General features: G+C 44.8%; 22 protein-coding genes. 14 read left to right on the forward strand and 8 right to left on the reverse strand.

Annotated features, from left to right (window positions below):
- Positions 1-171 precede the first annotated feature (171 nt).
- From G5B06_RS18930 to G5B06_RS04535, 3 genes are read left to right on the forward strand one after another with little or no spacing between them, the layout of a single operon-like run.
- On the forward strand, positions 172-3,711 hold the full coding sequence (locus G5B06_RS18930) for a DUF5717 family protein (protein WP_244092654.1): 3,540 nt from the start codon (positions 172-174) through the stop codon (positions 3,709-3,711).
- Positions 3,708-4,982 (forward strand): DUF5716 family protein, encoded by a 1,275-nt coding sequence (locus G5B06_RS04530; RefSeq protein WP_118062788.1) that lies wholly within the window; start codon positions 3,708-3,710, stop codon positions 4,980-4,982. Before G5B06_RS18930 ends, G5B06_RS04530 begins: the two co-directional genes overlap by 4 nt.
- On the forward strand, positions 4,979-5,758 hold the full coding sequence (locus G5B06_RS04535; RefSeq protein ID WP_118062789.1) for a hypothetical protein: 780 nt from the start codon (positions 4,979-4,981) through the stop codon (positions 5,756-5,758). Before G5B06_RS04530 ends, G5B06_RS04535 begins: the two co-directional genes overlap by 4 nt.
- Here G5B06_RS04535 and G5B06_RS04540 read toward each other — a convergent pair.
- Positions 5,755-7,194, reverse strand: coding sequence for a helix-turn-helix domain-containing protein (locus G5B06_RS04540; protein WP_118062790.1), 1,440 nt, complete (start codon positions 7,192-7,194; stop codon positions 5,755-5,757). The two genes, G5B06_RS04535 and G5B06_RS04540, sit on opposite strands and share 4 nt — an antisense overlap.
- 176 nt (positions 7,195-7,370) lie before the next feature.
- On the opposite strand from G5B06_RS04540, the gene G5B06_RS04545 reads away from it, so the two are divergent.
- The 10 genes from G5B06_RS04545 to thrS all read left to right on the forward strand — a co-directional run bounded on the left by G5B06_RS04545 (position 7,371) and on the right by thrS (position 18,226).
- Positions 7,371-8,093, forward strand: a complete 723-nt coding sequence (locus G5B06_RS04545; protein ID WP_118062791.1) for a LytR/AlgR family response regulator transcription factor — start codon at positions 7,371-7,373, stop codon at positions 8,091-8,093.
- Positions 8,094-8,185: 92 nt separating this feature from the next.
- On the forward strand, positions 8,186-9,073 hold the full coding sequence (locus G5B06_RS04550; RefSeq protein WP_118062792.1) for an amino acid ABC transporter substrate-binding protein: 888 nt from the start codon (positions 8,186-8,188) through the stop codon (positions 9,071-9,073).
- Positions 9,074-9,300: 227 nt separating this feature from the next.
- Positions 9,301-9,951 carry an amino acid ABC transporter permease gene (locus tag G5B06_RS04555; RefSeq protein WP_118062793.1) on the forward strand — a complete coding sequence of 217 codons (651 nt, stop codon included), beginning with the start codon at positions 9,301-9,303 and terminating at the stop codon, positions 9,949-9,951.
- Between the two features lie 21 nt (positions 9,952-9,972).
- The gene (locus tag G5B06_RS04560) at positions 9,973-10,665 is read left to right on the forward strand and encodes an amino acid ABC transporter ATP-binding protein (protein ID WP_118062794.1); all 693 of its coding nucleotides are present in this window, start codon (positions 9,973-9,975) and stop codon (positions 10,663-10,665) included.
- 122 nt (positions 10,666-10,787) lie between these two features.
- On the forward strand, positions 10,788-12,221 hold the full coding sequence (purB, locus tag G5B06_RS04565; RefSeq protein WP_118062795.1) for an adenylosuccinate lyase: 1,434 nt from the start codon (positions 10,788-10,790) through the stop codon (positions 12,219-12,221).
- A 121-nt stretch (positions 12,222-12,342) separates the two neighbouring features.
- Complete coding sequence (locus G5B06_RS04570; RefSeq protein ID WP_022426147.1) at positions 12,343-13,617, forward strand: adenylosuccinate synthase; 1,275 nt, start codon at positions 12,343-12,345, stop codon at positions 13,615-13,617.
- 128 nt (positions 13,618-13,745) lie between these two features.
- Positions 13,746-14,567, forward strand: coding sequence for an HAD family hydrolase (locus G5B06_RS04575; RefSeq protein ID WP_118062796.1), 822 nt, complete (start codon positions 13,746-13,748; stop codon positions 14,565-14,567).
- 247 nt (positions 14,568-14,814) lie between these two features.
- Positions 14,815-15,324 (forward strand): SEC-C metal-binding domain-containing protein, encoded by a 510-nt coding sequence (locus G5B06_RS04580; protein WP_021977629.1) that lies wholly within the window; start codon positions 14,815-14,817, stop codon positions 15,322-15,324.
- Positions 15,324-15,806 (forward strand): YdcF family protein, encoded by a 483-nt coding sequence (locus tag G5B06_RS04585; protein WP_118062797.1) that lies wholly within the window; start codon positions 15,324-15,326, stop codon positions 15,804-15,806. Before G5B06_RS04580 ends, G5B06_RS04585 begins: the two co-directional genes overlap by 1 nt.
- Before the next feature lie 458 nt (positions 15,807-16,264).
- The gene (gene thrS, locus G5B06_RS04590) at positions 16,265-18,226 is read left to right on the forward strand and encodes a threonine--tRNA ligase (RefSeq protein WP_118062798.1); all 1,962 of its coding nucleotides are present in this window, start codon (positions 16,265-16,267) and stop codon (positions 18,224-18,226) included.
- A 109-nt stretch (positions 18,227-18,335) separates the two neighbouring features.
- Here thrS and G5B06_RS04595 read toward each other — a convergent pair whose 3' ends face one another.
- From G5B06_RS04595 to G5B06_RS04620, 6 genes are read right to left on the reverse strand one after another with little or no spacing between them, the layout of a single operon-like run.
- Positions 18,336-19,340, reverse strand: a complete 1,005-nt coding sequence (locus G5B06_RS04595; protein WP_118062799.1) for an ABC transporter ATP-binding protein — start codon at positions 19,338-19,340, stop codon at positions 18,336-18,338.
- Positions 19,341-19,349: 9 nt separating this feature from the next.
- Positions 19,350-20,129 carry an ABC transporter permease gene (locus G5B06_RS04600; protein ID WP_118062800.1) on the reverse strand — a complete coding sequence of 260 codons (780 nt, stop codon included), beginning with the start codon at positions 20,127-20,129 and terminating at the stop codon, positions 19,350-19,352.
- Positions 20,126-20,980: an ABC transporter permease gene (locus G5B06_RS04605; protein WP_118062801.1), complete on the reverse strand. Its 855-nt coding sequence runs from the start codon at positions 20,978-20,980 to the stop codon at positions 20,126-20,128. Before G5B06_RS04605 ends, G5B06_RS04600 begins: the two co-directional genes overlap by 4 nt.
- 16 nt (positions 20,981-20,996) lie before the next feature.
- Positions 20,997-22,124, reverse strand: a complete 1,128-nt coding sequence (locus G5B06_RS04610; RefSeq protein ID WP_173771438.1) for an extracellular solute-binding protein — start codon at positions 22,122-22,124, stop codon at positions 20,997-20,999.
- Positions 22,125-22,141: 17 nt separating this feature from the next.
- Positions 22,142-22,981: an alkaline phosphatase family protein gene (locus tag G5B06_RS04615; protein ID WP_118170395.1), complete on the reverse strand. Its 840-nt coding sequence runs from the start codon at positions 22,979-22,981 to the stop codon at positions 22,142-22,144.
- Between the two features lie 11 nt (positions 22,982-22,992).
- Positions 22,993-24,762: a glycoside hydrolase family 2 protein gene (locus tag G5B06_RS04620; RefSeq protein WP_173771440.1), complete on the reverse strand. Its 1,770-nt coding sequence runs from the start codon at positions 24,760-24,762 to the stop codon at positions 22,993-22,995.
- Positions 24,763-25,143: 381 nt separating this feature from the next.
- On the opposite strand from G5B06_RS04620, the gene G5B06_RS04625 reads away from it, so the two are divergent.
- Positions 25,144-26,112 carry an ArsR/SmtB family transcription factor gene (locus tag G5B06_RS04625; protein WP_173771443.1) on the forward strand — a complete coding sequence of 323 codons (969 nt, stop codon included), beginning with the start codon at positions 25,144-25,146 and terminating at the stop codon, positions 26,110-26,112.
- Between the two features lie 10 nt (positions 26,113-26,122).
- Here the strand turns inward: G5B06_RS04625 and G5B06_RS04630 are convergent, their stop codons facing one another.
- Positions 26,123-26,989: a shikimate dehydrogenase gene (locus G5B06_RS04630; RefSeq protein WP_021977624.1), complete on the reverse strand. Its 867-nt coding sequence runs from the start codon at positions 26,987-26,989 to the stop codon at positions 26,123-26,125.
- Between the last annotated feature and the right edge of the window lie 10 nt (positions 26,990-26,999).

Genomic DNA, 26,999 nt, shown 5'->3' on the forward strand with positions numbered 1-26,999 from the left:
TCAAAGGGGATTTCCTTACAGTTTATGAAAAGGACGTGCTTTTCGTGCTTTTCCAACAGAATTTTTAAGAAAAGGACAGAGGGTTCATCCTGTTGCACCACCTTCTGATCTGGTGTATAATCATAAAATATGAGTAGAATAATCAGTGTACATTGACGAGGAGTATATATTTTGAAAAAGAGGATAGAACAGCTTCTTAATGGAAAATTTATTTATGAACAGCCAGAGCTTCTGTTTTCCCAGGAGGAGATTTCCGCTACCCTGAAAGCAGGAGAAACTACCAGGGCTGAAATTTATTTTGGCACAGATGACAACCGCAGGATCAGCGGATTTGTGACATCATCCGACCGGAGACTTGTGCCTGGATTTGATCGTTTTTCAGGAACTACCATACGCATGCCCTATGGAGTAGATGCAGAGGGGATGAATCCGGGAGAGAGCTTTGAGGGATGGCTGTGCTTTACTACCAGCATCGGAGAATACAGACTGCCTTTTAAGGTTGCTGTTTCAGAAGAAGAAGTAAAAAGTTCCGGCAGAAAAGTTTCCTCCCTGGAAGAATTTCTTCGCATTGCGAAGGAAGATTTTCACGAGGCATACAGAATTTTCACAGAGCGCCATTTTTCCCTGATTCTGAAAGATCAGAGTGAAAAAATCCGTTCTCTTTATGCAGGGATGTCTCAGCAGCCGGTAACCTATCAGCACCTGGAGGAATTTCTCATTGCGGCCGGCGTCAAGGAAAAAGTGGAGTTGAGCCTGAACCGGGAAGAAGCCAATTTTTATGATGTCAGTGAGTCCGTTCAGGAGTCACTTTATATTCACAGAAGTGGTTGGGGACATTTACGGGCAGATATTGAAGTAAACGGTGAGTTTCTGGAAGCAGAAAAACATGTTATTACAGAAGATGATTTTATCGGAAGAACCTGTGAAATAAATTATGTGATCCACAGAGAAAAGATTGGAAAAGGAAATCAGTATGGTGAGATTGTTATAAAGACACCTTACCAGAAGCTGGTATATCACGTGCTGGCATCCAGAGGAACAGGAAGTTCTGTAAATATTGATCTTCTGGAGAAACAGTACCGAGCAGCTCTTCTGAAGGAATATCTGGGTTATGTCTGTGGAAAAACGGATTTTCAGTCCTGGTCGGTACTTGCCCATGAAAAACTTGACAGAATGGGTGACAGCGGACTGAAATATCCGGAGTATCAGCTTCTGGAAGCTTATCTTTATCATCTGGAAAATGAAGATGAGAAGGCAGTGGATATCCTGAAACGGTATCAGAATAAATCTTTCAGCCACAATGAGCTGGAACTGGCAGGACTGTATCTTTATCTGTGCACACTGACCGGATTATACAGAGATAAGGAACAGGCATTGCGTAAGGTTCAGAATTTCCAGATGCAGAAGGAGGACAGTTTTATCCTTCTGAAACTGGTATTTGAAATGGACCAGGGGCTTTCTTCTTCCAGAAAAATCTTTCTGATGGAGGAACTCTTTGAAAGAGGATGTACCAGTCCGTTTCTGTATCTGGAAGCATGGAATGCAATCTGTGCAGATATGTCCCTGCTTCACAGGATGAACCGTTTCTGGGCACAGGTATTTCTCTTTGCAGGAAAAGAGAAGATGCTGACAGAGGAGCTGGTAATGCGTCTTGCCTACCTTTCCGGTTATGAGAAAAATTTCAATGATAGTCTGTACCGTGCCATGGTTATGGGCTGTGAGGCTTTTCCGACAGATGATACCGTGGAAGCAATCTGTAAATATATCATGAAGGGAAACCCGAGAAAAACGGAATATTTCCGCTGGTTTTCCGCAGCAGTGGAGAGAGGAATCAGGATTACGCGTCTGTATGAGTATTATGTGGAAACACTGGATACTTCTTACCGCAGAATTTTGCCGAAGCCGTTACTTATGTATTTTACTTATAATAACAACAACCTCGGAGATTCCAAGAGAGCATATCTGTACGCATGTATTATTGCACAGAAGGAGAAAGATCCCAAGACGTATGAGAGTTATCGGGACAATATGAAGGATTTTGCACTGCGTAAACTGCAGGAAGGCCGGATGAATGAGAATTATGCGGTTGTTTATCAGGAATTTATGCGGGAGCCAGAAGGCAGCGAGGAAGCACAGATTATTGCGTCAAGAATGTTTACCTACCGTCTGTATACCGATGATCCCAAGGTACGGAGTGTGATTGTACGCCACAGACAGCTGAAACAGGAAGAAATTTATCCATGTGTACATGGAATTGCCTACCCGAAAATTTATACCGGTGATGCAGCAGTACTTTTTCAGGATGAAAAACAGAGACGGTATGCAGCTACGGTAGACTATAATCTGACACCGCTCTTTGATGACCGGGAGATGGTACCGGCAGTGCTGGAAAAAGGTGCGGATGAACCGGGCGTGCTTCTTTATTACTGCCAGAACCAGGAGATTGGAAGAAAAAATCTGGGAATTTTCCAGAAACTTGTTCTCTCCTCAGCGTTTACAGAGGAATACAAGAGTGCTGTCCGGAAAAGAATTCTGGATTATTACAGAGATCATGTGCAGGGAGAAGACCTGGATACCTGTCTTGAGATGATGGATTACCGGGAATATGCCATGGTTGACAAAAAGATCCTGCTGGAGATTCTGATTCAGAGAGGGCTTTTTCCACAGGCAATGAGTGTTGTGGAAGCTTTTGGATTTGAAGGTGTGGATGAGCGGGCACTTCTGAAACTTGTAAGCAGGATGATTATAAGATGTGACTGCGCGGAAGATGAGGAACTGATTGCACTCGCGTCGTATGTATACAGGAAAGGAATTTATGACGAGGTGATTCTTCAATATCTGATGAAGTTCAGGTTTGGGCCTGTGGATGAACTTCTGAACATCTGGAAAAGTGCCTGCGGTTTTGAGATGGATACGTATAATCTGGAGGAGAGAATCCTTTCTCTTCTGATGTATACTTCTGATTACAGAGAAGAAGGAGAGGAAATTCTGAAATCCTATATCAGTCATCTTGGAAAAGAAAAAGTGATCGGAGCTTATCTGACACAGATGGCATATGGAATGTTTGTGCGGGAAATGCCGGAGACCCCAGAGCTCAGGGAATATCTGAAAGAGGGAAAACGAAAAGAGTGGCCCGAAGATCGGATCTGTGATCTGGCACTTCTTAAGATACTTTCCGAAGAAAAAACACCGGATGAAGAAGAGCTGGCGCTGGAAGAAGAAATCATTGCTGCCTGTGTGAAAGAAGGAATGGTGTTTGAGTTTTTCCATAATCTGGATCAGCGTATTTTAAGGCCATACCAGCTGGATGATAAAACATTTGTGGAGTTTCATGCTTCACCGGAGGCTTCGGTTACGTTGTATTATTCACTGGATACAGGACTTGGAACAGCACCGGAATATAAAAGTGAACCCCTTCGCAATGTTTATGAGGGAATTTTTACGAAGACCTTTACCCTGTTTTACGGGGAAACCCTGCGTTATTATTTCCAGACAGAAGACCGTGAAGGTACGCACAAAACAGAAGAAAAAGTGCTGACCATGAACCAGACGGATGACCGTGCATCCAGCAAATATCAGCTGATTAATCAGATTCTCTGTGCAAGAAAGCTGGAAAAAGAACCGGAAGTGAAGGAAAAGCTGACACAGTATCTCCGTCAGGAACAGTACGTCAATGAAATGTTTGTCATAGAGAAGGAACCGGAAAGATGAATGAAATTCGTGACTTGATCATAGGAATTGATATTGGAAAAGAATACACACAGATCTGTTATTATGACAGAAAGGCAGAAGAAGCACGTTCTCTTTCCATGAAAGTGGGGGCCAGTCAGTATGAGGCCCCGGGCTGCATCTGCTACAGATCCGTGCAGAAGGATTACTGCGTAGGCCTGGAAGCTGAGTATTTTGCCAGGGAAAAAGGCGGAATCATGGTTGGAAATATTTATGATATCTGCCGGAAAGAAGAGGCAGTTCAGGTAGCAGGAGAAGAGAGAAAACCGGCAGAACTTTTCTCACATTTTCTGAGAGAAATTCTGAAATTTCTGGGAATCCAGGATATTGTAAAAAATACAAAATGTTTATGTATTACTTCGCCGGAACTTAATGCGGTGCAGGTACGGAATTACCAGGAAGCCTGCAGCCTGGCTGGTTTTCCGGAAGAAAAATACATGCTCATGGATTACGGGGAGAGCTTTTATTATTATGCACTGGGACAGAAAAGAGAAACCTGGAACCGGAGCGTAGGATGGTATGCGTTTTCGGGAGATACGGTTGATTTCCGGAAACTGACCATAAACGGTGCATCCAGGCCTGTCCTTGTAAAACTGGAAGATCCGGTAAGCACAAAGCTCGATCCGGAAAATGAAATCCGTGATGTGGAGTTTTGCCGTTTTGTGAGCAAAACTCTTGGAAAAGAGCTCTTTTCCAGTGTCCAGATTACAGGAAAAGGATTTGACCAGCAATGGGCGCAGCAGTCGGTGAAAATTCTATGTCATCAGGGCCGCAAGGTATTTTACGGAAATAATCTTTTTGCAAAAGGTGCCTGCATCGCTGTTAAAGACCGCCTTGAGGATCGTAAGCTGAAAGGCTATCGCTATTTAAGTGACTCCCTGGTTGTTGCAGATGTGGGAATGGACATGCGTGTTATGGGCTCTCCGGCATATTATCCACTGATTGAAGGTGGAAGTAACTGGTATGAATGCAGTGCTGGATGTGAACTGATTCTGGATGATACAAAGGAACTGGTATTTACGGTAAGCCTTCCGGATGAAACGGAAAAGAAGCGTGTGGCGATGGCTCTTGATGGCCTGCCAGAACGCCCGAACCGGACAACCAGACTTGCGCTTACGCTGAAATATGTATCCCCGAAAGAGTGCGAGGTTACAGTGAGAGATCTTGGATTTGGTGAAATGTATCCGTCCAGTGGAAAAGTCTGGAAAGAACTGGTTCGCTGGGATGAAACGGAAGAAAGGAAACAGGTATGAGCGGATATATTTTATGCCAGGTAAAGAAAGCAGAGAAACCATTTTATATTGAAAATATCAGCACGAATATTTATTCCATAGAAGAACTGTGCTATTATCTCTACAACAATCTGTATCTTGTGGACAGTTCTCTGATCAGCAATCAGCTGTGCACCTGGCTTGAAGAAGAACTGGATCTGCCGAAACTTGCGGCAAAACTGAAACCTTTTATCGGAAAAGAAGCAGGACTGGAAGAAATCCTGTATCCGGTTTTTAAGGAAATCAATTATCTGGCTTATGAGGAACTCCGTACACTGAATGGCAGAATTGAGAGAAGAAACAGTGAATCTGAGGAAATCAGGGAAAAACAGAAAGGGGACGCTCTTATGGAGAACCGGATGTATGTAAATGCCATCCGGGTTTATCAGAAACTGCTGGAAAAGGAGTCAAAAGATGTTTCCGGTGAGATGCGTGAGCGGATTTTCCATAATCAGGGATGTGCCTACAGTTATCTATTTCAGATGGACAAAGCCCTTGACTGCTTTTTTATGGCATGGAGAGAAAACCGGTCAGAAAAAGCTCTGAAAGTTTATCTTCTGGCGTATCGAAGTGTTCACAGCCAGGAAGAGTTTGAAAAGAGGCTGGAAGAGCTGAAGGTGGAAGAAACAGTAAAAGAAGAGGTAGCAGGAAGACTGGAGAAGTTTTTGAGTCTCCCGGAGCAGAAGATTGCATCCGGGGAGACCGACAGGATTCTTGAGAATCTTACAAGAGAATATCACAGAAGTACAGGTTCTTAAAGCTGTTCAAGAAGTCCCAGCAGGATTTGCTGGGCTTCTTTTTTTGAGTAAGCGGCATGATCGTCGGCAAGGGAGCAGAGATAATCATTCAGTGCCTGGCCGATACTTGTCTCTTTCAGATAGACGCAGATAAAGGTGTCTTCCTCTGAGAGAAAACAGAGAAAAACAGAGTAATCAGACAGGACTTCAAGATGAATGACTGTTTCGGGAAGAACAGAAGGCTTGAGGATTCTGCATTTTTCGCCACCCAGATCTGTATTAAGAAGATGCAGGATGGCTCTTTTTCGTTCTTCCACCGGAAGTGGTGTCTGATGGTAGGAATAGGGACCGTCAAGCAGTCCGGTTTCCGCAAATTTCCGGATTCCGTTCAGGGTAAAATAATTGCAGTAAGTGTCATCTTCTGTAAAAGCAAAGGATGGCTGTTTTAATACGGCAGCCAGCTGTGTATAGACAGGACTGGAAAGGTCCACATCACGGTTTTTAAATAATGCCTGCACAAAATCAGGTCCGTAGGACATCAGGGCAAGGCAGGGATGGGATTCCAGCGCAAAATTTGTCGTAATACTGGTGTGCATAATGGAACCAAAAATTTCCAGAATCTGAGAGGGAGAATCGGACTGCTGAAAGAAACGTCGGGAATTTTCAAGAATCCGTTGAAATTCCTGATTGTAAGAGCTGACAACAGCCGGATTTTCTGTGAACACAAAGGTCATCATATCATAGGAGAGAAGCAGGAGCTTCTTTTTTGTTATAAAGAAAAACGGAAATAATGTGTAACTGGAAACATCTCTTCCTGCCTGTGTATAGTAATAATACGGCTGATAATTGAGAAAACCGGACAGGATTGGGAGGATGGTGCAGAGAAAGGTTTCCAGGTTCATATTGTAATCCGGTGAAGCGGTGGGATTCTGATGAAGCGGAAGAATCTGGATCACAGGAGGAAGCTTCCCGTATTCTGGATAAAGGCGTGCAAAAGTCTGTACAAGAAGGCGGCAGTTAGCCGGGATATTAGTACAGATTTCTTCATCAGAGCCGGAATCAAGGATATCTTCAAAAAGGCTGAAGACCTTTTTTTCCACATCAAAAGAAAAATCTCCACGGTAAAACGGCAGAGAAGGAAGCCGCTGGAAACCGGAGGGGGAAATGGTCTGCTGGGAGCTGATTACGCGGAGAAGCTCCTGAATATATTTTCGGTTATAATAAACTTCTTTTCCAATTTTTTCGATTTTATATAATTCCATCAGTTCCAGGCGCTGAGATGGATTAATCCGGATGGAGTCGCAGAACTGGTGGATAAAGTCAATGCTGGGCAGACGTTTGCCTGTAAGCATACGCTGCAGGGAGGTGCGGTCCAGACCGGAGGATGAAGCTAACTGGTAAACCGTTTCTCCTGTATCTGTTAGATATTCGCGACATTTACTGCTGAAATCAGACATGATAATTCTCCTTTTTCATACTTATGGCATTATTATACGGAAATGAATCAGGAATTGCAATGATTTGTAAAAAAAGAGGGCACAATTGGTAGCACATATTGCAGAGTCCTTTCTATAAAAATAAAATAGGTCTTATAGAGTTAAGCAGAAACAACAGGACGGAGGAAACCAGAACCATGGCGGTAATGACAATTGCGATATGTGACGAAATACGAAAAGATGCACAGAAACTTTCCAGGCAGCTGTCCACACTTGTTCCGGATGCGGAGATACTGGTATATCGCAGCAGACAGGGGTTTCTTGACGGACTTTCCCAGGAACATAAGATCTGTAATATGGTGTTCATGGGACTGGACGGCGAAAATGGGAAAAGCCTGGAGACTGTACGGGCAATGAGACTGCGGGGAAATTATATACCGGTTGTCATGGTAGCGGACAATGAGAAATTTTATAAAGAAGCCTTTGAAGTATTTGCATATAATTATCTGACGAAACCGGTGGAAAGCGGAGAACTGGAACATGTGCTGATACCGATTCTGTCGGCATGTAAGCGGGAGGGTGGAAGAGCGCTGTATTTTCATTACAGAACGCAGGTTTATACACTTCAGCACAGCCGATTGTCGTACATATCCAGCAGCCTTCACAATGTAACCTTTCATCTTACAGATGGAAAGAAGATCAGCTGCCGGGCGCGGCTGGGGGATTTTGAAGGTCAGCTGGCAGAGAGCAGTTTCTTAAGATGTCATCAGAGTTTCTGCATTAATCTGGAGAAAGTGACCTCACTTAAAAAGAACAGTTTTGTCATCGGACAGACAGAAATTCCTATTTCCAGAGCCTATCTGAAAAATGCAAGACAGAAATACAAAGATTATCTGGCACAGCAGAAGGTTTGCTCTTGACAGCTCCTTTTTGGTATGTTACTATAACCATACGCTTTCGCGTGGTAGAGTGACCACGTGATAAAGGAATAACGAAAAAAAGGAGAACGATCATGAAGAAGAGAACAGTTGCAGTAGTAATGGCGGCAGCGATGACAATAGGAATGATGGTAACAGGAGTAAGTGTACAGGCTGGTGTTGAGGATAAGACACTGATCGTCGGATTTGACGCAGAGTACCCTCCATTCGGATATAAGGATGATAATGGAGAATATGTGGGATTTGACCTTGACCTGGCTCAGGAAGTATGTGATAATCTTGGCTGGGAGCTTGTCAAGAAGCCGATCAACTGGGATTCCAAGGATATGGAGCTGAATTCCGGAACCATCGACTGTATCTGGAACGGATTTACCATTAACGGCCGTGAGGATGATTATACATGGAGCGATCCTTATATCAACAATGAGCAGGTGATCGTAGTTGCCAAGGATTCCGGAATTGAGAAGCTTGCAGACCTTAAGGGTAAGAACGTAGTTGTACAGGCTGCATCCGCTGCACTGGACGCATTGAACAACGATGACAATAAGGAACTGAAGGACAGCTTTGCATCTCTCACAGAGAACCCGGATTACAACACCGCATTTATGAACATTGATTCCGGTGCTGCAGATGCGGTTGCTGTTGATATTGGTGTTGCCAATTATCAGCTTTCCCAGAGAGGCAAGGATAAATATGTGATCCTTGACGAGCCGATCCAGAATGAGCAGTATGGCATCGGATTTAAGAAGGGTAACGATGAACTGAAAGATCTGGTATGGGATGAAGTCAAGAAACTTGACGAGTCCGGTGAAGTTGACAAGCTTGCAGATAAATATGAGCTGGATAAGAGTATGCTCTGCATCAGCGAGGATAAGGAGGACTCAGATTCCGATTCCACAGAAGCTGACACAGAAGAAAGTGCAGATAGCACAGAGAAAGAAGCGGATTCTGAATCTAAGTGATCCAGTCTCAGATTACAGCAAAAACTGTGAAGATATTTTTCAGAAACTATCAAACAGCAGGAGAAATAAGAAACATAGCAGAAGTTTTTGAAGCTTTTGCATAAAAAGGAAATGAGGGTGCTTCGGCGTTGGAAGAGCTGCCGGGCATGCTCATTTCCTGTTGTTTACAGGAATTACAGGTATCAGTCCGATAAATGGGACAGATACTCCGAACCAGGAGGAAAAAAATGAGTTTTATTGTAATGCTTCAGCAGCTGGCAGGAGGAATGCTGGTCTCCATTGAGATCTTTTTTGTAACTTTGCTGTTTTCTCTGCCGCTGGGACTTCTGATCTGTTTTGGCAGAATGTCCAAAAACAAAGTGATCCGTGCCATTGTATCCGCTTACATATCCATCATGAGAGGAACTCCTCTGATGTTGCAGCTGATGGTTGTATATTTCGGTCCATATTTTATCTTTGGAATCCGTATTTCCATGGGATACAGCCTGATCGCTGTATTTATCGCATTTGCCATCAACTATGCGGCCTATTTTGCAGAAATCTACCGTGGCGGCATTGAGTCCATGCCGGTTGGACAGTATGAGGCTGCAAAGATCCTCGGATACAATAAAGTGCAGACGTTTTTCCGCATCATCCTTCCACAGGTGATCAAAAGGATCCTGCCATCCATTACCAATGAAGTTATTACACTGGTCAAGGATACTTCCCTTGCCTTTGTTGTGGCAGTAGCGGAGATGTTTACCATTGCCAAGCAGATCGCAAGTGCACAGACGACCATGATGCCCTTTGTGATCGCTGCCGTATTTTATTATGTATTCAATCTGATCGTGGCTGTTGTGATGCAGAAGGTTGAGAAGAGCATGAATTACTACCGTTAACCGGAATGGAGAGTACAGAATATGAAATTATTTGAAATGAAACATATCAAAAAAAGCTTTGACGGGCTGGAAGTTCTCAAAGACATTTCGCTTGATGTGGAAGAGGGGGAAGTTTTAAGTATCATCGGTCCTTCCGGTTCCGGCAAGTCCACCATCCTGCGCTGCGCCACAGGTCTTGAGACACCGGACAGCGGCGAGATCATCAAAACAGGAGATGTGGGACTGGTATTCCAGCAGTTTAATCTGTTTCCTCATTTTTCCGTAATGAAAAATATCGTGGATGCACCTTTAAAAGTGCAGAAGAGAAAGAAAGATGAAGTTTATGCCCAGGCAAGAAGCCTTCTTAAGAAGATGGGCCTGGCAGATAAGGAGAACGCATATCCTTTCCAGCTTTCCGGAGGACAGCAGCAGCGAGTATCCATTGCCCGTGCCCTCTGCATGAACCCGAAGATCTTGTTTTTTGATGAGCCGACATCTGCACTGGATCCGGAGCTCACCGGTGAGATCCTGAAGGTTATCAAGGATCTGGCACAGGAGCATATCACCATGGTGATTGTTACCCATGAGATGAATTTTGCAAGAGATATTTCCGATCGTATCATTTTTATGGACAAGGGTGTGATCGCAGTGAAAGGAACCCCACAGGAGGTATTTTCTTCCGATAATGGCAGAATGAAGGAATTCCTGGGAAAATTCCATCAGGGTATGGAGTAACAAACGGTTGCTTTTAAAGAGGCAATGTTATATAATTTCAAGAGGCGTGAATTAACCAGATTCGGGCAGATAACGGATCATTCGCCATTCCGGCCCGGATGTATGTAATCAGGAGGATAATAATGAATACAGACAGATATGTAAGCCCGCTGTCAGAGCGGTACGCAAGCAAAGAGATGCAGTACATTTTTTCCCCGGACATGAAATTCCGCACATGGAGAAAGCTGTGGATCGCACTTGCTGAGACGGAACGTGAGCTTGGCCTTAACATCACCCAGGAGCAGATTGACGAGATGAAAGCTCATGCGGATGATATCAACTATGATGTGGCTAAGGAGCGTGAGCGTCAGGTTCGCCATGATGTAATGTCTCACGTGTATGCGTTTGGTGTACAGTGCCCGAAGGCAAAAGGTATCATCCATCTGGGAGCGACCTCCTGTTATGTAGGAGATAACACTGACATTATCGTTATGACAGAGGCACTGAAACTTGTCCGCAAGAAACTTGTGAATGTGATCGCTGAGCTTTCCAAGTTTGCTGCACAGTATAAGGATCAGCCGACTCTGGCATTTACTCATTTCCAGCCGGCACAGCCCACAACCGTAGGTAAGAGAGCAACTCTCTGGACACAGGAATTCCTGATGGATCTGGAGGATCTTGAGTATGTATTAAGCACCATGAAACTTCTTGGTTCCAAGGGAACAACCGGTACACAGGCAAGCTTCCTGGAGCTCTTTGACGGAGATCAGGAGACGATCGACAAGATCGATCCGATGATCGCCGAGAAGATGGGATTTAAGTCCTGCTATCCGGTTTCCGGACAGACTTATTCCAGAAAGGTTGACACCCGTGTACTGAATATCCTTGCGGGAATCGCTGCAAGTGCACATAAGATGTCCAACGACATCCGTCTTCTTCAGCATCTGAAAGAAGTGGAGGAGCCGTTTGAGAAATCCCAGATCGGATCTTCGGCTATGGCATATAAGAGAAATCCGATGAGAAGTGAGAGAATCGCTTCCCTGTCCAGATATGTGATGATCGATGCCCTGAACCCGGCAATCACATCTGCAACACAGTGGTTTGAGAGAACTCTGGATGACTCTGCAAACAAGCGTCTCAGCGTTCCGGAAGGCTTCCTTGCCATCGATGGAATCCTGGATCTCTGCCTCAATGTTGTAGATGGACTGGTTGTTTATCCGAAGGTTATCGAGAAGAGACTGATGTCCGAGCTTCCGTTCATGGCAACTGAGAATATCATGATGGATGCAGTTAAGGCAGGCGGAGACCGTCAGGAGCTTCATGAGCGTATCCGTGAGCTTTCCATGGAAGCAGGCAAGAATGTGAAGGTAGAAGGTAAGGAAAACAACCTTCTTGAGCTGATCGCTGCGGATCCGGCATTTAACCTGACTCTTGAGGATCTTCAGAAATCCATGGATCCGTCCAGATATACAGGACGTGCCAAAGAGCAGACAGAGGCATTTATCGCCAATGTGGTACAGCCGGTTCTGGATGCACATAAGGATCTGCTTGGCGTTAAGGTTGAGATCAACGTATAATTCCAAGATGTTATAAACATTAAGAAATGAACACAGACAGGAATGACGTGTCTCTGTGTATTACAGGCAGAGAACATGTCGTTCCGAATAATAGAGAAAGACACAAGGAGGAAACTGTGTTATGGTAACTGCAGTAGTAGGAGCAAATTGGGGAGATGAGGGTAAAGGCAAGATCACTGACATGCTTGCTGAGAAAGCCGATATCATCGTAAGATTTCAGGGTGGAGCCAATGCGGGCCACACCATCGTAAATGATTACGGTAAATTCGCACTTCATACACTTCCGTCAGGTGTGTTTTACGGACATACAACAAGTGTCATCGGAAACGGTGTTGCACTGAATATTCCGGTATTCTTCAAGGAGTACAACGAAGTAGTAGGCCGTGGAGTACCGGCACCGAAGATCCTGATCTCCAACAGAGCACAGATGGTAATGTCTTACCACATTCTGTTCGATCAGTATGAAGAGGAGCGTCTTGGCGGCAAGGCTTTCGGTTCCACAAAATCCGGAATCGCTCCGTTCTATTCTGACAAATATGCAAAGATCGGCTTCCAGGTAAGTGAGCTCTTTGATGAGGAAGCACTGAAAGAGAAAGTTGTACGTATCTGTGAGACCAAAAACGTAACACTTGAGCATCTCTATCACAAACCGCTTCTGAAACCGGAAGATATCATGAACGAGCTGATGGAATACAAGAAAATGGTTGAGCCATACGTATGTGACGTATCTCTCTATCTCTGGAATGCACTGAAAGAGGGCAAACAGGTTCTTCTTGAGGGACAGCTCGGAACTCTGAAAGACCCGGATCACGGAATCTATCCGATGGTTACATCCTCTTCCACACTGGCTGCTTATGGTGCCATCGGTGCAGGCCTGCCTCCATATGAGATCAAGAAGGTCGTAACCGTATGCAAAGCTTACTCCAGTGCAGTTGGAGCAGGTGCATTCGTTTCTGAGATCTTCGGCGAGGAAGCAGATGAGCTGAGAAAACGTGGCGGTGACGGTGGTGAGTTCGGTGCTACTACAGGCCGTCCGAGACGTATGGGATGGTTCGACTGTGTTGCATCCAAATACGGATGCCGTCTCCAGGGAGCTACAGACGTTGCTTTTACAGTACTGGATGTTCTGGGATATCTGGATGAGATCCCGGTTTGCACAGGCTATGAGATCGACGGAGAGGTAACAACAGAATTCCCGACAACTGTGCAGCTTGAGAAAGCAAAACCGGTTATTGAGAAGCTTCCGGGATGGAAATGCGATATCCGTGGAATCAAAAAATATGAGGATCTTCCGGAAAACTGCAGAAAATATGTAGAGTTCGTAGAGAAACACATCGGATTCCCGATCACCATGATCTCCAACGGACCAGGAAGAAACGACATCATTTATAGATAATCATTTACTGTGACAGGATTATGACAGGCAGCGCCGGGGAAACTTCTCCGGCGCCCTTTTGTTAATTGCTAAGTGGATGAAGATAAGGATGCCTGTAATAACTGACATATCATGTGAAAGGAATCTCAATGAAAAATTTTAAAAGAATTGCGGCACTGGCAGGTGTTGTTCTTTTGCTTCTCATATTCTGCCTTCCAATGGTGTTTGCATGGGGCAATAGTGAGAGCTCACAGACACTGTTCCGTGGCGCTTTTGCGGCAGCTGTGCTGGTACCGATCGTGGCTTATGTTTTCTGGATGGCGTACCGGATCTGGGGACCTAAGAAACCAAAGGAGGATGAGGACCGTATGATCGAGAATGTTATTTTTGATGTGGGAAATGTGCTGATGGGATATGACTGGGAAGAGTATCTGAAGAGCTACAACTTCCCGGAAGAGAAATATCAAAAAATCGCAGATGCAACATTTCGAAATCCAATCTGGGAGGAGCAGGACAGAGCACTCCATGAGGAATCCTGGTATGTGGATAAATTTGTAGAAAGTGCGCCGGAATATGAGGCAGACATCCGTGAGGTGGTACGACGTGACCCGGAATGCATGCATCTCTATGACTATGCGGAAACCTGGGTAAAATATCTCAAAAACCAGGGATATCATCTCTACGTTCTTTCCAATTACGGAACTTATATGCTGGATCGCACAAAGAAGGATATGCCGTTCCTGAAATATATGGATGGAGTGGTATTTTCCTGTGATGTACAGCAGATTAAGCCGGAAGTGGATATTTATGAGACACTTCTGAAACGCTATGATCTGAAACCGGAGAAGTCAGTATTTATGGACGATCGGGCCATCAACTGTGAAGGGGCCAGAAAAGCAGGAATCCGTACCATTCAGTTCGAAAACCTGAAACAGGCGGCAAAAGAGCTTGAAAAACTTGGCGTGAAATAACCTCCGGTGTAAAAAGAGAAACGCAGAGAACCTGCACCATCGCGAAGCCCTCTGCGTCTAAAGGGGAGGATATAAAAAGTATATCCTGAAGCTGTGTTTATTATACAAATTATATATAAAATTATAGGATTTTATGATATTATAATTTGTGTTTTTGTGGAAAAGATGCTATAATAAACGCACATCATAAAGCGGAATGTAAATGTCCGCTTTACTCATTTAAAATTTTGGAAAAGAGGATCAGACAATGAGCGATATGACAATTCTTGAGCAGTGGCGTTCCGTTGCTTATAATCAGAATGCAGATAAGAATAAGCTTCAGCGCTTCTGGGCAACTTATTTTAACATTGAGAAGAACATTTACGAGCAGCTTCTGGAGAACCCGGATGAGGTTGTTTCCGGAACCGTTAAAGAGCTTGCTGAGAAATACGGCCAGGACGTTATGACTATGGTTGGTTTCCTTGACGGAATCAACGACAGCCTGAAGGTTCCGAACCCGATTGAAACTATGGATGAGAACACCAAGGTTAACCTTGCATTCGATAAAGAAGCTCTCTACAAGAACATGGTAGATGCTAAGGCTGACTGGCTGTACAACCTTCCTCAGTGGGATAAGATCTTCACAGAAGAGAAGAAGAAAGCTCTCTACATGGAGCAGAAGAAATCCGGCACAGTTGTGAAACCACATAAAGTCGGAAGAAACGATCCGTGTCCATGCGGAAGCGGCAAGAAATACAAATACTGCTGCGGAAGATAATGAGCGTAAAGAAGAATCTGGATTACATTATCGTGTTAGGTGCCCATGTGGACGGAACACGGATGACACTTGCCCTTCTGGAACGAGCCAGAAGGGCCCTTCTTTATCTTGAGGAGAATCCCGGGACGAAGGCAGTGCTTTCCGGTGGAAAAGGTACCGGGGAAAATATTTCAGAAGCAGAGGCTATGTACCGGTATCTTACAGGTCATGGAATTGACGGAAGCCGTCTGATCCTGGAAGAAAAATCCACCAGTACGAAAGAAAATCTGGCTTTCAGCCTTAGAAAAATTGGAACCTGCAACTGTTCTGTAGGCGTTGTCACTAACAATTTTCATGTGTGGAGAGGCGCAGCCATTGCCAGAAAATGTGGTTTCCGTGAAGTTGCCATGATTCCGTCCAGATACAGAAGCTGGCGTCTTTTGATCTACATTCCAAGAGAGATTCTGGCTGTCATTAAAGATAAACTCATGGGAAATCTGTAGTTCACAGGAGGTTACTGCCTGCTCCGTGATCAGTAACACAGGAATGTATAAATCTGAAAAATTTTGCCAACATGCGTTGACAAATAAAAATCATGAGCTTATAATGAACCACAGAAAAAGCAATAAAGCAACACGTTGACGAGACGAGTAAGCTGTGAAATGTTACAGAGAGAGATGTGAAGTGCTGGAAACATCTTATCAGGAAACAGTCGAAAACTACCTCCGAGTGGCCCCAATCCGGTCCGGTGATTCCGTTATCATCTAAATTGAGAGGCTTTGTATCCTGGCGTGACTAGGGAAGCAGAGCAAGCAGGGTGGAACCGCGAGAATGAACAAACTCGTCCCTTACAGTGCACGATGTACTGTGAGGGATTTTTTATTGCAAAAAAATCCTTCATAATAACAGAAACTGCACTGTGTACCATAGAAATTTACCGAAAATGAAAGGAGAAACGATTATGATCATCACATTAAAAGACGGATCAAAAAAAGAATATGCAGAAGCAAAATCTGTAATCGATATCGCATATGATATCAGTGAAGGCCTTGCACGCGCAGCATGTGCAGGAGAGGTAAACGGAGAGGTTGTAGATCTCCGTACAGTTCTTGACAGTGACTGTGAGCTTAACATCCTTACAGCAAGAGATGAGAAAGGTCTTGCAGTTCTCCGCCATACAGCATCTCATGTAATGGCACAGGCAGTACAGAACCTGTATCCGGAGGCAAAGGTTGCCATCGGACCATCCATTGACACAGGATTCTATTATGATTTTGACCACGAGCCATTCTCCCGTGAGGATCTTGATGCCATCGAAAAAGAGATGAAGAAGATCATCAAAAAAGGCGCAAAGATCGAGCGTTTCACAAAATCCCGTGAGGATGCCATCGCATACTTCAAAGAGAAAAATGAGCCATATAAGGTAGAGCTGATCGAGGATCTTCCGGAGGGAGAGGAGATTTCCTTCTATTCCCAGGGAGACTGGACAGACCTCTGTGCAGGACCACACCTGATGAGCGTAAAAGGAGTCAAAGCATTCAAGCTTCTTTCTTCTTCCAGCGCATACTGGAGAGGAAGCGAGAAAAACGCAATGCTTACACGTATCTACGGAACTGCATATGCAACAAAGGATGAGCTGAAAGAGCATCTGGAGCAGATGGAAGAGGCTAAGAGACGCGATCATAACAAACTTGGCCGTGAGATGAAGATCTTTACAACGGTAGACGTAATCGGACAGGGACTTCCGCTTATCATGCCAAACGGTGTGATCATGATGCAGGAGCTTCAGCGCTGGATCGAGGACGAGGAGACAAAACGTGGATACGTAAGAACAAAAACTCCTCTGATGGCAAAGAGCGACCTTTACAAGATCTCCGGACACTGGGATCATTACAAAGACGGAATGTTCGTACTTGGAGACGAGGAGAAAGACAAAGAAGTTTACGCACTTCGTCCGATGACATGCCCGTTCCAGTACTATGTATACAAAGCAGAGCAGCACAGCTACCGTGATCTGCCGATCCGTCTCGGTGAGACCTCCACACTGTTCCGTAATGAGGATTCCGGTGAGATGCATGGCCTGACACGAGTTCGTCAGTTTACTATTTCCGAGGGACATCTGATCGTAAGACCGGACCAGATGGTAAAAGAGTTCAAAGACTGTATCGCACTTGCACAGTACTGCCTGCAGGTACTTGGTGTTGAGGAAGATGTAACCTATCACCTTTCCAAATGGGACCCGACAAACAAAGAGAAATATATCGGTGAGCCGGAAGTATGGGAGGAGACAGAGGGTCATATCCGCCAGATGCTGAACGAGCTGAACATTCCGTTCACAGAGGATGTAGGAGAGGCTGCTTTCTACGGACCGAAGGTTGATATCAATGCCAAGAACGTATACGGAAAAGAAGACACCATGATCACAATCCAGTGGGATGCACTTCTTGCAGAACAGTTTGATATGTACTATATTGATGAGAACGGCGACAAACAGCGTCCGTACATCATCCACCGTACATCTATGGGATGCTATGAGAGAACTCTTGCATGGCTCATTGAGAAGTATGCAGGAATGTTCCCGACATGGCTCTGCCCGGAGCAGGTTCGTGTGATCCCGATCTCCGAGAAGTTCAACGATTATGCGCAGAAGGTAGAGGCCCAGATGAAAGAGGCAGGCATCCGCTGCTCCGTAGACGGACGTTCTGAGAAGATGGGATACAAGATCCGTGAGGCACGTCTTGAGAGAGTACCATACATGCTTATCGTTGGTGCAAAAGAGGAAGAAGAGGGCAAGGTTTCCGTAAGAAGCCGTTACCTTGGTGATGAAGGAATGAAAGATCTTGGCGAGTTCATCAGCTTCATCAAAGAAGAGATCAAGAACAAGACTATCCGTAAGATCGAAGTTCAGGAAGAAAAGAAATAAGAAGATATAAAATAACATAACCAAACTCCCGCTGACAGAGACAGCTGTTTATAGCTGCCTGTTGGTGGGAGTTTTTTTGCAGGGAATACCTCCGTAAAGTCAGGAGTTATTAATGAAGATGAAGAATATCTTCTTTCAAAATCTGGAGCTGAAGCATTTCGCCCATATTGCGCTGCCGGTTGGTTTCAAACAGGGTATCTGCCCGTAATTCGATACCATCGCAGTCTATGGTGTAGGAAATGGTAGTTCCACGCAGCATCACACCGGTGATCTTTCCCTGGAAATGCACAGCATCATTAAGGGGTTCCGGAGAAATCAGGACGGCTTCCGGGCGGATTGCGACAAAGTCACAGTCTGAGGAAAGACCGCACAGTTTTTTGAGATCCGGATTGCTGAGGATGTTATAGTGTCCGATAAAATTGGCTGCAAATTTTGTCTGTGGATGGGTATAGATATCTGCCGGTGATCCGGACTGTTCGATCTGGCCCACATTAAATAGATGGATGGTGTCGGACATAACCATGGCTTCTTCCTGATCATGTGTGACGAAAATGGTAGTCATTTTCAGATTCTGCTGAATTTTACGGATTTCAACCTGAAGGTTTCTTCGCAGCAGGGCATCAATTGCACTTAAAGGCTCATCCAGCAGAAGAACTTTCGGTTCCATGATAATGGCACGGGCCAGGGCAACACGCTGCTGCTGGCCGCCGGACAGCTGACGTGGATACTGGTCCAGCTTGTCGGAAAGTCCTACGGTATGAAGAACATCTTTTACTTTTTCCGCAATAAAATGTTTGTCTTTTTTCTGCATCTGAAGGCCGAAGGCAACATTCTGGCGCACAGTCATATTGGGGAACAGACTGTACTGCTGGAAAACCATGCCGATTTTTCGCTGTTTGGGAGTAAAATCGGTGATGTTTGTTCCGTCCAGATAAATTTCTCCTTCCGTAACGGTCTCCAGGCCTGAAAAACAGCGGAGAAGCGTACTTTTTCCACAGCCGGACGGACCGAGAAGAGTGACAAATTCTCCCTCATCAATAGAAAGATTGATGCCTTTCAGAACTTCGTTATTTCCGAAACTTTTGTGAACATTTCTGAATTCAATATATGCCATTTATATCACCTATCTCTTTCTGTTCTGAAATTTAAAAACAAGCTGTGAAATAACCAGAGTAACTGTAAACATGATGATTACAATTACACACTGATACTGAAGTACAATCAGACGGCTGTTGTACAGAAGCATCTGAATGGTTTCGTATTTGTTTCCCGCAATGATTTTTATGACTGCAAAATCTCCGAAAACTGTGGAGAGAGCGAGAAGAGAAGATACCAGAATACCGGCCAGCATATTCGGAAGAATAATCCGGATAAATGCGTATAATTTTCCGGCACCCAGGATTTCCGCTGCTTCCAGAAGACGGGTAACGTTGATTCCGTGCAGATTGTTTCGGATTCCCTGATATACAAAAGGCAGGATGGAAATACTGTAAATACAGACCAGCATTACCATTCGGTTGGAAAAGAAAGTTACTCCGCCTGCATAAAGTGCCAGTACAGGAATTGCAATCGTTACACCCTTCAGGGAATTTGGAATCATACAGATGGTCTGGATGTATTTTTCAAGTTTTGGATAATAGACCACTGAAGTATACAGAGCCAGAATTACAACGATGTTGCAGATCAGAATCGGCGGAATACTGATCAGAACGCCTCGAAGGATAGCGGGCCACAGTGTTGGCTCGGTAAATGCCTGTATCCAGTATTTAAAAGTCCATCCTGCAGGAAACAGTTTTGTCCATCCGATGGTAAAGGAGTAGACAAGGGTTGCAGCAAATGGAATCAGGAGAAAAATACAGGCGAGGATAATGATAACATAAGGCAGTTTTTTTCTTCGTTTCATACCTGTTCCCCTCCTTTATACGTCAGCTTTTTCAGAAGATTGCAGATACAGATAACGGCCAGCATGATGATAATCATCCAGATTGCCAGAGCAGATCCCATTTCTTTCTGTGGTGTCATTTCTCCGGTAAACATGGTTGTGATTTTTACCGGAAGAAGAGGAATACTGGTGGTTACCAGAAGAAGAACTGTGGCGTAAGCTGTGATCGCATTGGCGAAAAGCAGTGCAAAGGTGTCAAGAAGACTCGGAAGCATTACCGGAATTCCAATTCGCGTCCAGAACTGGAACGGGGAAGCTTCCAGGATCTCAGCTGCTTCCTTCCAGGAAGAATCCACTGCCTGAAAAGCAGGAACCAGCATCAGGCTGCCCAGGGGCAGCTGAAAGTAAATGAACATCAGCAAAAGCCCCTGGATGGAATACAGACGGAAAACGGTAGACAGCTGTATACCGATGGCACGCAATGCAAGTACAAAAATTCCGGTGTTTCCAAGAATAACTACAAATGAAAAATAAAGTGGTAAGCCAGCAAAATTTGATACCATATTCAACATGGATAACATACGGCTCTGTCCGTTTTTTCCAAGTTCATTGACTGCCCAGGCAATAAAGAAAGAGAGGATCAGTCCAATGATAGTGGAAGCAAAGGACAGATACAGACTGTTGCTGGTTGCTACCTGATAAACGGAATCTGTAAAGATTGTTTTGTAATTATTGAATGTAAAAGCACCCGTTTCCGGTGATAAAAAGCTTTTCTGGACCATGCTTATAATCGGCAGAAAGATAAACAGGATAGCCAGCAAAAGTAGCGGAAGAAGCGGTATCAGTTTTTGAAGGTTACGAACTTTTTTCATCTGTCAGCCCTCCCTTTTACTGAACCAGTGGAAGAACTTCTCTTTCCCATAATTCAGCGATTTCTGCACATGCGCTGTTTAATGCGTCAACATCAGAGATATTTGTACAGTTTTTGTATAAATCATCATCAAGAAGTTTGGATTTTACATCGTCAGGAAGTGTTACGTCCTGTTTGGTCGGACGTGCATATCCTTCTGCACGGTTGATGGCACCTTCGTCGCTGCAGAGATATTCAATGGCAAGACCTGCCGCATTTGGATGAGGCGCGTATTTGTTGATGATCTGCGCGTATCCGTTTGTTACGGAACCGTCAGACGGGATTGTGATATCAAGTTCCATGGTTGGATTTTCTGCTACAATGTTATCTCTCCATGCAAGGACAGAATAATCATAATTACCTACACAGCAGACCATTTCACCGCTTGCAAGGCGGGCGGAAGTGGTGTCGCCGGTGTCAAGACGTCCGGCTTTGGCCAGTTCTTTAAAGTAATCAATTCCTGGCTGGACATTATCCATGGAACCGCCATTGGCGATCGCACAGGATAATACAGCAACCTGTGATGCGGCACCGCCAAGAACATTTCCGACAGATACCAGATAATCCCCGTTCTTTACATCTTCCCAGGATGTCGGGCATTTTCCGCCGGTAAACTCTGTGTTTGCGATGAAGGCAAGAGATCCGGTATAGGTCATGATCCAGTGGCCGTCAGGATCTTTTGCCCAGTCCGGGAAGGAATCCCAGGTGGAAGCTTTGTAGGTGCCGATGACATCCTGTTTGATGGCTTCTGGTGTCATGGAAAGACCGATATCACCGATATCTTTTGTAGGATCATCTTTTTCAGCTGCAAACTGAGAAAGCTCTTCTGCGGAAGTCATATCAACATCGCCGTGGGTGATTCCGTAAGTATCTGTGATTGCATCCCAGGAACCTTTCCAGTTTGCCCAGTCATCAGGCATTCCCACAGACTGCAGATCCCCTTCTTCTTTGGCGTTTTTGATCAGGTCATCAAGACTCATTTCTTCGCCGTTTAAAACAACGGTTGAAGCGTCCGCAGCGCTGACAGGAATGGCACAGATCAGCATGGATGCGGAAAGTGCGGCTGCAAGTACAGTGCTCATTAAAGATAAGTTACGTTTTCTCATAGTTAAACCCTCCTTTGTTATGGTATGAGTGAAATAGCATCTGCCATATTGATCGGAATCTCTGCCATCATATCCGGGGATGGCTCGATATCAAGAAGCCGGCACAGAAGCGGGGCAATGCAAAGCTGTGAAATATACTGATTTTCAAATCGACCGGCAGATACCTGATCGCTGAAAATATAAAGTGGAACATCACGCTGTGCACAATCGTTTCCTCCGTGGATGCCAAGTTCGTTGATGCCGTGGTCTGCAGTGACAACCACATGGTATCCTGCGGCTCTCCATGTGGGAAGCAGATTGGCGATCATATGCCCTGCAATAGCGATGGCTTCTTCGTATTCTTTTGAACCGGATCCGTGCTTATGTCCCTGATCGTCAATTGCCATAGAATGAATCAGGAGGAAATCCGGGTTCTGATTCTGCCGGAGAAATTCGCCATCAGCAAAAAGATGGGAATCCGGGTAAGTGTCATCCCAGTAGTAAATTCCGGAATTAATGGTTTCGGAAGACTGAAGCTGTATTCTTTCACGGTCAATGCGAAATGGAATGTGGTTATAAAGTTCTCCGAACCAGTGATAAGCGGCGGCTGCGGTTTTTCCACCCTGTTTCTGACAGAGGGAAAAAACATTGTCACAGTCCAGGGTCCTCAGGGTATCATTGGTCGTAATCCCATGGGAAAAGACCGGAGTTCCTGTAAGAAGCGTTGCATACATAGGTCTGGAAAGAGAAGGAAGTTCTCCTTTTACTTTATATTTGGCACCTTTTTTGTAATCAATCAGATGTTCCAGATATCCGAGATTTCGTGTGCCGGCTTCATACTGGCAGGCATCCAGAAGTACAAAAATTGTTTTTTTCATAGAGGCCTCCTTTAATAGTCTTCAATGGTGGAAAATGAGGTTGTCGTTTCCCTGGAATCGTTGATTGCTTTGATTTTTTTCGGATCTGTTTTGAACTGATGATCTTCATCGAGAAGCCCATTCTGTTCCTGCTGGATATCAGATAGCTGTGTGTAGCAGAAACCACAAAGCAGATCAGAAGCGTAGATGGATCGGATTACATGGCTGTAAGCTGCGAGAAAACTTTCTTCGCTGTCTGTATCAGAATAGCCCCAGCTTTTTTTATCCTTTCCTGTTTTAAGGGAAATTCCTCCGGCTTCTGTAAGCATAACCGGCTGCCCTTCATAAACAAAGCTGTCTGCAAAAAGCGGTCGTTCTACCAGGCTTTCAAGTCCGGAAAGAGATTGAAGTCCCAGAGAAAATGCGGCCTGAGCATCCGGGTTATCCGGAGATCCGTGTTTGTAGGAGTGAAATGCACAGATGTCATTTTCCGTCATTTCCCATCCATCATTGGCGATTACAAGTCTGGAAGGATCCAGGCCATGAGCCAGATGATACAGAGACCGCGCAAAATGCTGCTGTTGTGTGTTATCGTAAAGTCTGGGAACCCCCCAGCTTTCATTCATCATGTTCCACAGAATAATGCAGGGGTGGTTGTAGTCTCTCTGTATGGTATGGGTCCATTCCTGGGAAAAAACAGCTGCTGACTGCGGAGAAAAACTCCAGAAACTGGCTGTGCTTTCCCATACGAGAAATCCAAGTTTATCGGCCCAGTAAAGAAAGAGAGGATCTTCCGCTTTTTCATGTTTGCGGCAGCCGTTAAATCCCATTTCCTTGGCTTTCTGAATATCCTGGATATAGTTTTCTTCGGAAGGTGCGGTAACAAGTCCGTCCTTCCAGTATCCCTGATCCAGAAGCAGCTTCTGATAATAAGGCTGATTGTTAAGATAAACTCTGCCACCGTGGACGTGCACTTTACGCATTCCGAAGTAAGTTTCCACCTGATCCAGAAGGATATTTCTGGATTTCAGAAGTGCACTTACTGTAAAAAGATTCGGATGTTCCGGAGACCAGTACCATCCGGTAAAGTGGAAGGAACCGCGCAGTGCTTTGTTTTTGAAAATATCAACAATTATCTTTCCGCGTTTTTCGGAAACGGTAAGGGAACCGTGAGAAACCGGATGGTCCTTAAACCGGATATCCCATTCCAGTTCACATGGAAAAACAGTGCAGTCGGAAAGAGAATAAGTGATTTCTACAGTACCCTGATCAATATCCGGAGTAAAATGAATCCATTCCAGGTGGGCTTCATTTACCGGCTCCAGCCATACGGACTGCCAGATGCCACTGGATTGTGTGTACCAGATAAACTCGCCGGATGATTTCCAGAACTGTTTGCCTCTGGGAACGGTCTCATCGTGCAGGTAATCGGTAACTGCCACGGTGAGTGTTTCTTCACCTCCGGAAAGAAAATCTGTGATATCAAAGGTGAAGGAGGACTGACCGCCTTCATGAAAGCCAACACAATGATCGTTGATAAATACGCTGCATTTGTAGTCAACAGCTCCGAAGTGAAGAAGAATTCTCTGACCGATCCACTCTGCCGGGATAAAAAAATTCCGCTGATAGGTAATTCTGTCAGAAGTAAGTTCTTCCTGAAACCCGCTGAGTCTGCTCTGAGGCGGGAAGGGAACCTGGATTTTTACGGGAGTTTTGTCGGTTCCGTCCTGAAAATTCCAGGTACCATTTAAAGGCATCCATTTCTCCCGGATGAAATCAGGGCGCGGATATTCATTTCTCATAGAGTTAAATCCTTTCTTTGAGTAAAATCAATATTGAAATATCCGTAATGGGTATTGCCCGGGATATAAAAAAGAATGTTGTCAGGTTACGTTGGCTGCCATATAATAGGGTTAATAAATTTATTACATAATTACTGGAAAGAGAAGAAAAAACGAAGCTTCAAAAAGTTTTTTCTCTTTTTTATACTCATAATTGTAGTTGCAAAATTCAAAAAAATCAATGGTTTTAATGCAAAATGACGCAAATCTGCGATTGTAACAAGAATGTATAATGCAATTTGTATATATTTTTGAAAAAATGATGTTTATTACATAAATAATGAAATAAATAAGAAAAGAAGCAGATATTCATTACATGAATCTTGAAACGGAGGAAAAAGAATGGCGGAAGAAAGAATCAGTCAGGGAATTACAACGGAAAAGGAACTGGAACTGAACCTGTCAACAGAGAGTCACAAACCATGGATCACAGCAATCGGAAAGGCGCTGTCTTCAGCGGTACGGATTGATATTTTGAATCTGATAAAGGTGCATCCGTTGTCACTGCAGGAAATTTCCAGGAGACTGGGAATCCCGTTATCTTCAACAGCGCTGCATATCCGCTGTCTGGAGGATGCTCATCTGGTATCTACAGAAAGCCAGCCGGGAATTCATGGCTCCATGAGAGTCTGCATGTGCGATTTTATTTCGTTTCATCTGGAAGCGTATGATACGGATATCAGCGCGGCGGAAAATACGCTGGTATACCAGATGCCCCTTGGAAATTATACAGATTTTCAGGTGGAACCTTCCTGTGGCCTGGCGGGAATGAACGGGGTAATTGATACTTTTGATGATCCAAGGTCTTTTTATTCGACGGACAGGCAGCAGGCGCAGCTGATCTGGTTCAGCCGGGGATATATAGAATATCGTTTTCCCAACAAAATAAATCCCCTCTGGAACATCCGGGAGATGAATTTTTCCATGGAACTCTGTTCGGAAGCACCTGGATATAATGCCCAGTGGCCGTCGGATATTACTTTTTCAGTTAATGGAACAGAGATTGGGACTTATACATGTCCGGGAGATCTGGGAGCAAGAAGAGGAAGACTGACACCAAATGTATGGCCCATAGGTCTGACGCAGTATGGATTTATGACAGGAGTTTCTCTGCGAAAAGATGGATGTTACATCAATGAGATTAAGGTGAACGATGAGAATATACTGGAAACCGTGCGCCTGTCAGGAAAACCGTATATTTCTCTGAGGATCGGAGTGCGCCCGGATGCCATAAATCAGGGTGGAATCAATCTCTTCGGAGAAAAATACGGAGATTTCCCACAGGGAATTAATATGCGGATCGTGTATTAACAGGGATGGATTATTTAAAATATTTCTCTCTTACAATCTCAACCGGCATATCCAGTCCGGTCCAGATGTGGAATGCTTTTACGCCCTGGTGAAGCAGCATGTACATTCCGTTAAAGGTTGGACATCCGGCTTCCCGGGCTTCTCTAAGAAGTCTTGTTTCTCTTGGTTCATACACAACATCGGCTACCGTAAGTTCCGGATGGAACAGAGTTTTGTCCGGGATGACTGTGCCGGTCACATCCGGAACCATTCCCACAGAAGTAGCGTTGATCAGAAGAGTGCTTTCTTCCAGTGCGTCTTTCAGAGCGGCGTGATCATCCATCTCATGAAGGATCATCTGACATTCTGTCATATGAGACATTTTTTCTGCCATGGCAGCGGCACGTTCCCAGTAACGGCTGGTAGGACGTGCAAAAACATGGATCTTTTTTGCACCTTCCAGGGCGGACTGTCCGCAGATTGCCATTCCGGCACCGCCCACACCCATAACGGTGATGGTGCGTCCCTTCACATCACAGCCTGCATCTCTGGCAGACTGGGTAAATCCATAACCATCGGTATTAAATCCCTTTAATTTTCCATTATCATTGCGGACGGTATTTACCGCTCCGATCAGCTGTGCGGTAGGAGAAAGTTCGTCCAGGAGCTCCACGATCTTATTCTTGTTTGGCATGGTCAGGTTAAAGCCCTTGATCCCGCAGGCTTTCAGTCCCTCCACTGCCTGAGGAAGGGTCTCCTCTGTCACATCAAAACAGAGATATACATAGTCAAGCCCGAGGTAACGAAATGCCTCATTGTGCATTAAAGGTGATACGCTGTGTGCAACGGGGCTTCCCAGAAGGCCGGTAAGCCCGGTGTGTCCGGTGATATTAATCATTGTTCGATTC

The sequence above is a fragment of the Blautia luti genome (assembly GCF_013304735.1).
In the GTDB taxonomy this organism is placed as follows: domain Bacteria; phylum Bacillota; class Clostridia; order Lachnospirales; family Lachnospiraceae; genus Blautia_A.